General features: G+C 72.8%; 11 protein-coding genes and 1 tRNA gene. 9 read left to right on the plus strand and 3 right to left on the minus strand.

The window, feature by feature from the left end; genetic code table 11:
* Nucleotides 1-81: 81 nt before the first annotated feature.
* The 7 genes from FVA95_RS33580 to FVA95_RS26010 all read left to right on the plus strand — a co-directional run bounded on the left by FVA95_RS33580 (nt 82) and on the right by FVA95_RS26010 (nt 7,403).
* Entirely contained in the window at nt 82-216 is a 135-nt protein-coding gene (locus FVA95_RS33580; protein WP_255474695.1) for a hypothetical protein, read from the plus strand.
* Nucleotides 213-1,115 carry a hypothetical protein gene (locus FVA95_RS25985; protein WP_149666478.1) on the plus strand — a complete coding sequence of 301 codons (903 nt, stop codon included), beginning with the start codon at nt 213-215 and terminating at the stop codon, nt 1,113-1,115. The genes FVA95_RS33580 and FVA95_RS25985 overlap by 4 nt, the downstream gene beginning before the upstream one ends.
* Nucleotides 1,115-3,358, plus strand: coding sequence for an FtsK/SpoIIIE domain-containing protein (locus tag FVA95_RS25990; protein WP_205015993.1), 2,244 nt, complete (start codon nt 1,115-1,117; stop codon nt 3,356-3,358). Before FVA95_RS25985 ends, FVA95_RS25990 begins: the two co-directional genes overlap by 1 nt.
* Before the next feature lie 199 nt (nt 3,359-3,557).
* The gene (locus FVA95_RS25995; RefSeq protein ID WP_161992452.1) at nt 3,558-4,496 is read left to right on the plus strand and encodes a bifunctional DNA primase/polymerase; all 939 of its coding nucleotides are present in this window, start codon (nt 3,558-3,560) and stop codon (nt 4,494-4,496) included.
* Nucleotides 4,493-5,863: a DUF3631 domain-containing protein gene (locus FVA95_RS26000; protein WP_149666480.1), complete on the plus strand. Its 1,371-nt coding sequence runs from the start codon at nt 4,493-4,495 to the stop codon at nt 5,861-5,863. Before FVA95_RS25995 ends, FVA95_RS26000 begins: the two co-directional genes overlap by 4 nt.
* Complete coding sequence (locus FVA95_RS26005) at nt 5,860-6,147, plus strand: helix-turn-helix domain-containing protein (RefSeq protein ID WP_149666481.1); 288 nt, start codon at nt 5,860-5,862, stop codon at nt 6,145-6,147. Before FVA95_RS26000 ends, FVA95_RS26005 begins: the two co-directional genes overlap by 4 nt.
* Nucleotides 6,148-6,158: 11 nt before the next feature.
* Nucleotides 6,159-7,403: a site-specific integrase gene (locus tag FVA95_RS26010; protein ID WP_149666482.1), complete on the plus strand. Its 1,245-nt coding sequence runs from the start codon at nt 6,159-6,161 to the stop codon at nt 7,401-7,403.
* Between the two features lie 87 nt (nt 7,404-7,490).
* On the opposite strand, the gene FVA95_RS26015 is transcribed toward FVA95_RS26010, so the two are convergent.
* Together FVA95_RS26015 and FVA95_RS26020 are read right to left on the minus strand one after the other, a co-directional pair.
* Nucleotides 7,491-7,576, minus strand: a tRNA-Ser gene (locus FVA95_RS26015).
* 23 nt (nt 7,577-7,599) lie between these two features.
* Nucleotides 7,600-8,295 carry a class I SAM-dependent methyltransferase gene (locus tag FVA95_RS26020; RefSeq protein ID WP_149666483.1) on the minus strand — a complete coding sequence of 232 codons (696 nt, stop codon included), beginning with the start codon at nt 8,293-8,295 and terminating at the stop codon, nt 7,600-7,602.
* 131 nt (nt 8,296-8,426) lie between these two features.
* Here FVA95_RS26020 and FVA95_RS26025 point away from each other — a divergent pair, with 131 nt between their 5' ends.
* Nucleotides 8,427-9,245 (plus strand): AraC family transcriptional regulator, encoded by an 819-nt coding sequence (locus tag FVA95_RS26025; protein WP_240051740.1) that lies wholly within the window; start codon nt 8,427-8,429, stop codon nt 9,243-9,245.
* 80 nt (nt 9,246-9,325) lie between these two features.
* The gene (locus FVA95_RS26030; RefSeq protein WP_149666485.1) at nt 9,326-10,261 is read left to right on the plus strand and encodes a neutral zinc metallopeptidase; all 936 of its coding nucleotides are present in this window, start codon (nt 9,326-9,328) and stop codon (nt 10,259-10,261) included.
* On the opposite strand, the gene FVA95_RS26035 is transcribed toward FVA95_RS26030, so the two are convergent.
* A partial coding sequence (locus FVA95_RS26035; RefSeq protein WP_149662779.1) for an integrase core domain-containing protein occupies nt 10,258-10,427 on the minus strand: 170 nt, incomplete at its 5' end. The two genes, FVA95_RS26030 and FVA95_RS26035, sit on opposite strands and share 4 nt — an antisense overlap.

A 10,427-nucleotide genomic window follows, 5' to 3' on the forward strand; every position in this document is an offset into this window, starting at 1 on the left:
GCAACGACTGAACACCCGACAAGGGGGTCAGTCCCAATCCGTCGTTACGGGGTTACTCCCAACCCGCCGTTGACAGCGGTCGTGAAACTCTCGGCCGACCCGGTCGCGTGGGTCATCGTGCTCGGCGTCCCGGCGCTGATCGCCGGGGTGACCGTGGCGCGGATGCTCGCCGGCCCCGACGACGTCGTCCGCGTCTCGTCGCGGGGTGTCCGATGAACGCCGCGGTGGAGCGCCTCGCCGAGCAGGCCGCCGACGCTGCCCGGGTACGAGCGCTGACCACCGATCCGGACGTGATCGCGCTGCGGGTCGAGCGAGTGCGTGCGCAGGTGGACGGGCTGCTGTGGGCCGGAATCGTGCTCGGTCTGGCCTTCACGATGGTCAACGTCCAGAGCTTCGCCGCCGCCGGCGCTCCGACGTGGTCGGCCGCGTGGTGGGTCGCGTGGCTGCTGGACCCGATGGTGTCGCTGGTGCTGCTCGCGGTGCTGCGCGCCGAGCAGGTCACCGCCCGCTACCAGGTCGCGTTGCCGACCTGGGCACGGCGGACGAAGTGGCTGACCTTCGCCGCCACCTACGTCATGAACACCTGGACCTCGTGGGGCCTGGGCGACGCGCCGTTCTCCGCAGCGGGGGTGGTGCTGCACTCGGTCCCGCCGCTGGTCGTGTTCGCGACCGCCGAGACCGGCCCGGTCCTGCGTGACCGCCTGACCGAGGCCGTGCACCGCGCGGTGACCGCCGGACCGGCCCCGACCGCCGAGCCGACTCCGGTGGTTCACGACTCGGCCGAGCCGGACGTTCACGAGCCGGTCGCCGAGTCCGCCCCGCGAATCGCGGCGGCACCGGTACGGGCGTCGCGCGGCGGTGGCAGGCGGAAGGCGGCGGCCCGGCCGCGTCGGCTGCTGGCCGACTACGTCCGGGCCGCGTCCGAAGCGCTCGACAGCGCCCGGGACGCCGACGAGCAGGTCGACGTCACCCCGGCGTGGTGCCGGCAGGTGACGGGCTGCTCGGCCGGCACCAGCGTCAAGGTCGCCGCCGCCCTGCGCGCTGCGCCCGCCTCGATCGACTCCGCTCGTTCCCACGACCGCCGGCCGGTGGCCGGCGAGGAGGTGGCTGCGTGATGGCCGACCACCCGCACACACCGAACACCGATGAGCAGACACCGGCGACCGGGGCCGTTCACGAGCCCGCGCCCGACACCGTTCACGACGACGACGGGACCGGCGCCCGGGTGCTGAACTTCCGCCCGCGTTCGGCCGACCCTGTCGAGCGCTCGGCCCGCCCGACGGTGGTCGACGGCGAGATCGTCGACGACACCGACGTCCAGCACGTCGCTGTGGACCCGCCCGCAGGCACGGACCTGGCGCTGCCGTGGCGCCGTGAGGTGTCCCGCCGCCCGGTCGTGGAACCGTGGCTGCGCAGCCGGGAGGACATCGCGGCCGCCGCCCGCTGGGCCGCCGGGTGGGCGTGGCACTCCACCGGGTTCCACACCGTCCGCGCACCCCTCTACGCCGCCCGCCTCACGGCCCGCGCCCCGCGGGGCGCGGTGACCGCGGTCGCCGGCGCCGCTCGGTGGGCCGGCGACGCCGAGTCCCGCCCGCTGCGGGAGCAGGCCATCCGCTCCGGTGAGCCGGACCAGTACCTGCGCCTGACCGCAGCGCGGGCCGAGCGGATCACCGTCCGGCGCCGGCTGCTCGCCGCCGCGGTGCTCGGCGGCGCCGGTGCCCTGGTGGCGCTGTGGACCTTCGCCCCGCCGTGGCTGCTCGCCGTCCTGCTGGTCGCCGGGGTGCTGGTGCTCGGCTGGGTCGGGTCGCCGGCCGACAAGCCGGTCACCGGGCGGTCGGTGGTCACCCACCGGCCGACGCGGCTCACCTCGGAGATGGTCGTCCGCGCCCTGGGCGCGCTCGGTCTGGGCGAGATGAACAAGGCGCTCGCGAAGGGGCCGAACGGGATCACGTTCCCCGCGCCGATCACCCGCGACGGGCCGGGCTGGCGCGCGGACGTCGACCTGCCGTTCGGGGTGACGGTGACCGACATCGTCGAGCGCCGCGACCGGCTCGCGTCCGGCCTGCGCCGCCCGCTGGGCTGTGTGTGGCCCGAGCCCGCGCACGACGCCCACGCCGGCCGTCTCGTGCTGTGGGTGGGAGACCAGGACATGAGCCAGGCCCGCCCGCGCCCGTGGCCGCTCGCCGCGCACGGCGAGGTCGACCTGTTCAAGCCGGTGCCGTTCGGGGCCGACCAGCGCGGCCGGTCGGTGTCGCTGCTGCTGATGTTCTCCAACGTCCTGATCGGGGCGATGCCACGGGTGGGGAAGACGTTCGCGCTGCGGGTGCTGCTGCTGGCCTGCGCCCTGGACCCGACCGCACAGCTTCGGATCTTCGAGTTGAAGGGCACCGGGGACCTGTCGCCGATGGAGGGGTGCGCGCACCGCTACGCCTCCGGCGCCGACGACGCCACGCTGGAACTGGCCATGGAGTCGCTGCGCGAGCTCTACGCCGAGCTCAACACCCGGGCCAAGCGCATCCGAGAGCTGCCGCGGGAGCTGTGCCCAGAGAACAAGGTCACCCCGCAGATCTCCGGGCGCCGCGACCTGGGCCTGTTCCCGATCGTCCTGGCCGTCGACGAGTGCCAAGAGCTGTTCTCCCACCCCGACTTCAAGGACGAGGCCGACCGGCTCGCGACCGGCATCATCAAGCGCGGACCGGCGATGGGGATCATCCTCATCCTCGCCACGCAGCGCCCGGACGCGAAGTCGCTGCCCACCGGGGTCAGCGCGAACGTCGGGACCCGGTTCTGCCTGCGGGTGATGGGCCAGACCGAGAACGACATGGTGCTCGGCACGAGCGCCTACAAGAACGGCATCCGGGCGACCACGTTCACTGCCAAAGACAAGGGCATCGGCTACCTCGTCGGCGCCGCCGACGAGCCGCAGATCGTGCGCTCGGCCTACATCGACGCACCCGCTGCGGAGACCATCGCCGCGCGCGCCCGCGCGCTGCGGGAGGCCGCCGGCACCCTGTCCGGCCACGCCGTCGGCGAGACAACGGAGCAGACCGGCGGACCGTCGCGGTCGGTGCTCGGTGACGTGGCCGCGGTGTTCGCCCCGGGCGAGGACCGGCTGTGGTCCGACGTCATCGCCGCCCGGCTGGTCGAGCAGTGGCCGACCACCTACACCGGCACCACCCCGGCGACGCTCGCCGCCGCCCTGCGCCCGTACGGGGTCGAGCCCAAGCAGGTGTGGGGGACCGACCCGCAGACCGGCGACGGGCGCAACCGGCGCGGCTACCACCGCGACGCCATCACGACCGCGTGGGAGACCGCAGAACGGCGGCGCCGCACCGGCACCGACGGTGACACCGAGTAGTCAGACGGAACGGCGCGGCGGCCGGTGCGACTAGCAGTGAGCCCCGCTAGACCTAGCACCCGCCGCTAGCACGCCACACCACATCTGATCAGCCCGCTAGCAACCTAGCGCCACCAGGGCAAACACACCCGGAAACCCCTCCACGCAGCATCCACCCGGGTGCTGCGGCGCTAGACCCATGCCGAAATCAGGAGCCCGAATGTCGACACAGAGTGACCGTTCCGGCAGTCCCGCAGCCCGTGCTCGTCTCGCCGGCTGGCTCGATCTCGCTGCCCGCGGCTGGCACCTCTTCCCGGTCCTGCCCGGCCGCAAGCAGCCCGCCATCCCGGCGTGGGAGTCCCGCGCCACCACTCACCCGGAGACCATCGTGGACTACTTCACCGCCCACCCCGACCACAACGCCGGCATCGCCTGCGGCCCCTCCCGGCTCCTGGTCATCGACTGCGACACCCCCAAGCCGACCGACCCCGACCAGACCCGCGACGGCACCGCCGTGCTCGCCGGCCTCGCCGCCGGCCGGGGCGGACTGCCCGACACCTGGACCGTCGCGACACCGTCCGGCGGCCGGCACCTGTACTTCCGGGCCCCCACGGCCCGGCTCGGCAACACCGCCCGCACGCTCGGACCGATGCTCGACAGCCGCGGGCACGGCGGGCAGGTGCTCGCCCCCGGCAGCCGGCTGCCGAACGGCTCCTACGAACTGCTCGACGACACCGACCCGCCCCCGCTGCCGGGGTGGTTGGTCTGGCACCTGTCCGTTCGCCCCGCCACGGCCATCTCAGCGCCGTCTGAGCGGCCCGCCACCGAGCCGCGCGACGCCGGGGCCTACGTGTCGGCAGTCGTTCGGGCGGAGCTGCAGCAGGTCGCTGCGGCCGGGCGTGGGGGTCACAACGCCGCGGTGTTCACCGCCGCCCGCGCCCTCGGACAGCTCGTCGGCGCTGGGGCGCTCGACCACGACCAGGCCGCCGCGGACCTGACCGCTGCGGCCGGGCACATCGTCGACGGTCCGTGCGACTGCACCGCCGCCGACATCGCTGCCACGATCGCGTCCGGACTCGGCTACGGCGCCCGCCGGCCCCGCCAATTGCCCACCCTGTTGAGCACTCGCTCCCAGAGCGAGGGGCGGCGGTCGGCATGAGCACCACACCCGCCGGCCTGCGCGCCGTCCCGGACCTGCCCGCCATCGCGCCGGCCGAGCTGCTCGACCAGGTCGCCGCGTTCGTCTCCCGGTTCTCGGTGTTCCCCGACCGGCACACCGCCCCGATGCTGGCGCTCTGGTACGCCCACACCCACGCCGTCCAGCACTTCTACACAACCCCGCGCCTCATCCTCGACAGCGCCGAGCCCGGCTCCGGCAAGACCCGCGTCCTGGAAGTGGCGCAGTACCTCGTCCGCAAGCCCGAGATGACCATCTCGATCACCACCGCAGCCATCTTCCGGATGCTCTGCGACGGCCCGGTCACGCTGCTGTTCGACGAGATCGACGCCGTGTTCTCGCCCAAGGGCGGCGGGAACAACGAGGACCTGCGCGGGCTGCTCAACTCCGGATACAAGCGCTCGGCCACCGTGTCCCGCTGCGTCGGCGACGCCTCCCGGATGAAAGTCGAGCGATTCCCGGTGTTCGCCCCGGTCGCGCTGGCCGGGATCGCCGGCGCCATGCCCGCCACCATCACCACCCGAGCGATCACCGTCCACATGCGCCGCCGCGCCCCGCACGAACGCGCCGAGGCGTTCCGCGAGCGCCGGGTCGAGAACGAGGCGACGCCGCTACGCGAGCAGCTCGCCGCCTGGCTCGACAGGGTCGGCGAAGACCACCTCGTCGGAGCCGAGCCGGTCATGCCCGAACAGGTCACCGACCGCGCCGCCGAGGTCTGGGAACCCCTGCTCGCCATCGCCGACCTCGCCGGCGGGCACTGGCCCGACACCGCCCGCGCCGCCGCCGTGCACTTCGTCGGGCAGGCCACCGAGACCGGCACCTCGGTCGGGACCCGGCTGCTCGCCGACCTGCGCGCCCTGTTCACCGCCCACGAAGCCGAGCGGATGGCGACCAGCGACATCATCGGCCGGCTCTGCGCCGACGAAGAAGCCGGCTGGGCCGACCTCGACGGCCGCCCCCTCGACGCCCGCCGCCTCGCCCGTGAGCTGGCCCGCTACGGCGTCCGCCCCGGCCCACTGCGCATCGGCGGACACGTCACCAAGGGCTACCACGTCGACGGCGCACTCTCCGACGCCTTCGCCCGCTACCTCCCACCCGCCACCGAGCCCGACCCATCCGGTGCGGTTACCGCGGTTACACCAGTTACATCGCAGGTCAGAGGCGTAACCGATCCCGACCGCGTAACCGCGCCCACGGTTACGCCCTCTGTCGAGCCCTCATCCGACGACCCTCCCGAGCAGACACCCGTAACCGACGCCGCGGTTACACCCCGTTCGTCGGTTACGCCCCTGACCAGGCACGTAACCGCTGTAACCGACGTAACCGCTACCGGTGGAGGTGCCCGATGACCGACGACCGCACCGCGCAGATCGGGCAGCTCCTCGCGCAGCTCGCCACCCTCATGGCCGACCAGCCGGCACCCCGCGAGCCCGAGCCCGCACACCGGCCGGCACGAGTCCTCTTCACCGTCGAGGAGGCCGCAGAACAGCTCGGCATCGGGAAGACGACCGCGTACTCCTACGTCCGCACCGGCGAGCTGGAGTCCGTCCTCATCGGACGACTCCGACGCATCCACGCCGACGCCATCGCCGGTTTCACCGCCCGGCTCGTCGCCAAGCACCGAGCTGCCTGAGAGGACCGGACATGACCCGCGAGAAGCGCACCCGCAACGCCAACGGCCGGTCCAGCATCTACCTCGGCAGCGACGGATCGTGGCACGGATACGTCACCGTCGGGACGAAGGACAACGGCCGCCCCGACCGCCGCCACGTACGCGGGAAGACACAGGCTGCCGTCACGAAGAAGGTCCGTGCGCTGGAGAAGAACCGCGACGCCGGCACCGTCGCGCAGCCCGGGGCGAACTGGACCGTCGAGAAGTGGTTGAGGCACTGGCTGGACACCGTCGCAGCCCCGCCCGCAATCAGCCCGAACGCGCGCGACGCGTACTCGACGGCGATCCGGATTCACCTCATTCCCGGCGTCGGCGCACACAAGCTGGACAAGCTGCAACCGGAGCACCTCGAACGGCTCTATCAGAAGATGATGCGGAACGGGGCCGCGCCCGGCACCGCTCACCAGGTGCACCGAACGATTCGTACGGCGCTGAACGAGGCCGTCCGGCGGCGACACGCCACGACGAATCCCGCCCTTCTCGCGAAGGCCCCGCGAGTGCGCTCCACCGAGGTCGAGCCCTACACGGTCGACGAGGTCTCACGGATTCTCAAGGCCGCGGGGACCGAGAGGAACGGTGCCCGATGGGCCGTCGCTCTCGCGCTCGGTCTGCGCCAGGGTGAAGCCCTCGGTCTGCGCTGGCAGGACGTCGATCTCATGGGCGGATTCCTCGTCGTCCGCCGCAATCGCCTACGGCCAAAATGGGCTCACGGCTGCGACGGGACGTGCGGACGAAAGCAGGCCGGCCGCTGTCCTCACCGACTCGCGCTCCGGCCCGAGACCGCAGAGACGAAGTCGGAGGCCGGCCGCCGGGGAATCGGCCTGCCCGATCCGCTCGTCAAGCTGCTCCGGGAACATGCCAACGAGCAGTACAACGACCGTGTGCGGGCTGCCAACCTGTGGGTGGACACCGACTACGTCTTCACGACCGAATTCGGCACCGTCCTGCATCCTCGAACCGATAACAAGAGCTGGAAGCAGCTCCTCATCTCGGCGGAAGTCCCGGAACGGCGACTGCACGATGCTCGGCACACCGCCGCGACGGTCCTGCTGCTGCTCGGCGTGACCGAGCGGGCGGTCATGGGCGTGATGGGCTGGTCGAACACGGCGATGGCTGCGCGGTACCAACACCTCACGTCAGCGGTGCGACAGGACGTCGCCTCACGGGTCGGCGGGCTGCTCTGGCAGACGCCCGACGGGCCGCCGACGACCGTCTGAGAAGGCGGAATGCCGCCACAACTGCAACCGCCGCGGGTTCCCGGAGAGCCGGGAGCGCGCGGCGGTTGCGTCCTTGCAGGTCAGAGATGGCGGAAGCGGGGGGATTCGAACCCCCGGTCCTTTCGGACGCCCGCTTTCAAGGCGGGTGCATTCGGCCGCTCTGCCACGCTTCCGCTCGGGAGGGTAACGGGACCTCTCAGCGCTCCGCGCGGTAGTAGGTGACCGGCCCCATCCTGGTCGCCCCGTGCCCGACCACCACCGCATCGGTGAACCCGGCGGCCGCGAGCAGCTCCGGCACCGGCTGCGCCCCGTGACCGTGGCCGCCGTGACCGTGGCCGTGCCCGCCGTGGCGGGACCGGCGGTGGGCCGGATCGAAGCGCGCCAGCAGCGACAGCACCCTGTTGACGACGCGCATCCGTCCGGCGGTGCGCGGGTCGTGATCGAGGTCGACCAGGTGCAGGCTCCCGCCCGGCGCCAGGACGCGGCGCGCCTCCCGCAGCGCCGCGACCCGGGCATCGGCGGCGATGTGGTGCAGCATCAGCGAGGAGAGGACCCGGTCGACGCTGCCGTCGTCGAGAGGCAGGTCCTCGGCCACACCGATCTGCAGCTTCAGCTCGACGCCGGCGTCGGCCGCCTTGCGGCGGGCCATCGCGATCGCCTCCGGGTCGGGGTCGACGCCGTGCACGGTGGCCGACGGAACGGCCTCCGCGGCGCGCAGCAGGACGTTCCCGGTCCCGCAGCCGATCTCCAGCACACGGTCCCGCGGGCCGATGCCCGCCTGCGCCAGCAGCCGCCAGTACATCGGGACGGCGCCGCTGAGCCGGGCCACGGTGTCGTAGCCGGGGAGCAGCCGCGAGCTGACGAGCGCGGGTGTGTGGGCGTGCGTGGTCATCGGTTCCCCTCGGACGAACTTCGTGTACGTCACCGACCCTTCCTGGCCCACGAACTGCCTACAAGGCACTATCTGTGGCTGTGCTGGGACGAAGTTCGGGCGTTCCGCTGGTCGGTTTCGCACACTCCCCGGTGCCGATCGCGGTCCAGCACGTCGACGGGCCAGGAGGGTCGCTGCCCCGGGTACGGGGGCCGCACGCGCACGACTTCCTGCTGCTGGTCCACGTCGTCCGCGGCACCTGCACGTACCGGGTCGACGGCCGCGCCTGGGAGCTCGGCGAGGGTGACGCGTTCGTGATCGCCCCCGGCGCGGTGGTCGACCATGTCCGGGAGAGCGCCGAACCACCCGGCGAGCTGTGGTCGGTGATCTTCCCGGCCGAGGCGGTCGCGCCCGTGTCCTGGCAGGACCATCCGCTGCTCGCGCCGTTCGTCGGACGCCACCGCGGTGGCGGGCAGCGGATCCGGGTCCCACCCGAGGAGCGGGCGGCCTGGCGGGCCCGCTTCGCCGACCTCGACGACGAGCTGACCCGCCGCCGCGACGGTCACGCCGAGGCCGCCCGCGCGCACCTCACCCTGCTGCTGGTGGCTCTGGGGCGGCTCGTCGACGACGTGCCCGCCGAGTCCGGCGACCCGCTGCTCGCGGCGGTGTTCGCCGTCGTCGAGGAGCGGTTCGCCGGCCAGCTGTCGCTGCGCCAGGTCGCCGACGCCGTCGGGCTGACTCCCGGGCACCTGACCACCGTCGTCCGGCGCAGGACCGGGCGGACCGTGCAGCAGTGGATCACCGAGCGCCGGATGCGGGAGGCGCGGCGGCTCCTCGCCTCCACCGACCTCCCGGTCGCCGAGGTGGGCGCCCGGGTCGGCTACCCGGACCCCGGCTACTTCGCCCGCCGCTTCCGTGCCGCGCACGGCGTCGCGGCCGCGGCGTGGCGGGCCGCACCCGGGACACCCTGACGGGTGGCGGGGGACGTCCGCGCCGGTGCGGTCCGACGCGGTGTGGTGGGATTCCCCCGGTCTCATCTCGGGAGGACGACGTGCGGTTCGACGAGAACGCCCGGCTCGACACGTCCGGCGTGGACGACCTGCGAGGCTCCGGCGGTGGCCGGGGCGGCGGGGTCGGCGGCCGGGTGGCGGGCGCGGGCGGCGGCCTGGGCCTCGTCGGCGTCATCCTGTACCTGCTGCTGTCGAACTTCGCGGGCGTCGACATGTCCGGGATGGGCGCGGGCGGCGGCTACCCCGGGCTCGACCAGGTCGGCACCGGCCAGACGGCGGACAACTCGTCGCTGCAGCAGAACTGCGCCACCGGCGAGTCGGCGAACACGTCGACGGACTGCCGTGTCGTCGCCGTCGTCAACTCCCTCGACGACTACTGGGCCACCCAGTTCTCCTCCGGCTTCACCCCGCCGCGCACGAACTTCTTCTCCGGCGGGGTCAGCACCAACGGCTGCGGGTCGGCGACGTCGGACAGCGGGCCGTTCTACTGCCCCGCCGACTCCGAGATCTACATCGACCTCACCTTCTTCCAGGAGCTGCAGACCCGCTTCGGCGCGAAGGGCGGACCGTTCTCGCAGGCCTACGTGATCGCCCACGAGTACGGCCACCACATCCAGAACCTCACCGGCACCAACCGCCGCGCGGGCAACGACACCGGCCCGACCTCCGGCTCGGTGCGTCTGGAGCTGCAGGCCGACTGCTACGCGGGCATCTGGGCGAACCACGCGACGACGACGCCCGGCCCGTCCGGGAAGCCCCTGATCACCCAGCTGGACCAGTCCGACATCGACGCCGCCCTCGACACCGCGTCCCGGATCGGCGACGACTACATCCAGTCCAACCTGGGTGGCGGCCGGGTCGACGAGTCGCAGTTCTCGCACGGCAGCTCCGCGCAGCGCGAGAAGTGGTTCACCACCGGCCTGCAGAGCGGCAACCCCGACTCCTGCGACACCTTCGCCGCACGCAGCCTCGACTAGGTGTGATGTCCAGGGAGGTTGGTCAGCCTGGTGACTGGTGGCTGGCCGCCGATGGCGGAGTGAGCGCGGTGGTGATTGTAGAAGTGCAGCCAGCCGGGTAGGGCGTCGTTGCGTTGGCGGGTCGACTCATAGAGTCGGGCGTAGGCCCAGCCGTCGGCCAGGGTCC

The sequence above is a fragment of the Pseudonocardia sp. EV170527-09 genome (assembly GCF_008369905.1).
GTDB lineage: Bacteria > Actinomycetota > Actinomycetes > Mycobacteriales > Pseudonocardiaceae > Pseudonocardia.

What these genes read in the sequence shown, in the direction of transcription:
- FVA95_RS25995 (WP_161992452.1), top strand. Translation starts at nt 3,558, where the DNA reads ATGTCGACACAGAGTGACCGTTCCGGCAGTCCCGCAGCCCGTGCTCGT.
- FVA95_RS26020 (WP_149666483.1), bottom strand. Translation starts at nt 8,295, where the DNA reads ATGACCACGCACGCCCACACACCCGCGCTCGTCAGCTCGCGGCTGCTC.
- FVA95_RS26010 (WP_149666482.1), top strand. Translation starts at nt 6,159, where the DNA reads ATGACCCGCGAGAAGCGCACCCGCAACGCCAACGGCCGGTCCAGCATC.
- FVA95_RS26000 (WP_149666480.1), top strand. Translation starts at nt 4,493, where the DNA reads ATGAGCACCACACCCGCCGGCCTGCGCGCCGTCCCGGACCTGCCCGCC.
- FVA95_RS25985 (WP_149666478.1), top strand. Translation starts at nt 213, where the DNA reads ATGAACGCCGCGGTGGAGCGCCTCGCCGAGCAGGCCGCCGACGCTGCC.
- FVA95_RS26005 (WP_149666481.1), top strand. Translation starts at nt 5,860, where the DNA reads ATGACCGACGACCGCACCGCGCAGATCGGGCAGCTCCTCGCGCAGCTC.
- FVA95_RS25990 (WP_205015993.1), top strand. Translation starts at nt 1,115, where the DNA reads ATGGCCGACCACCCGCACACACCGAACACCGATGAGCAGACACCGGCG.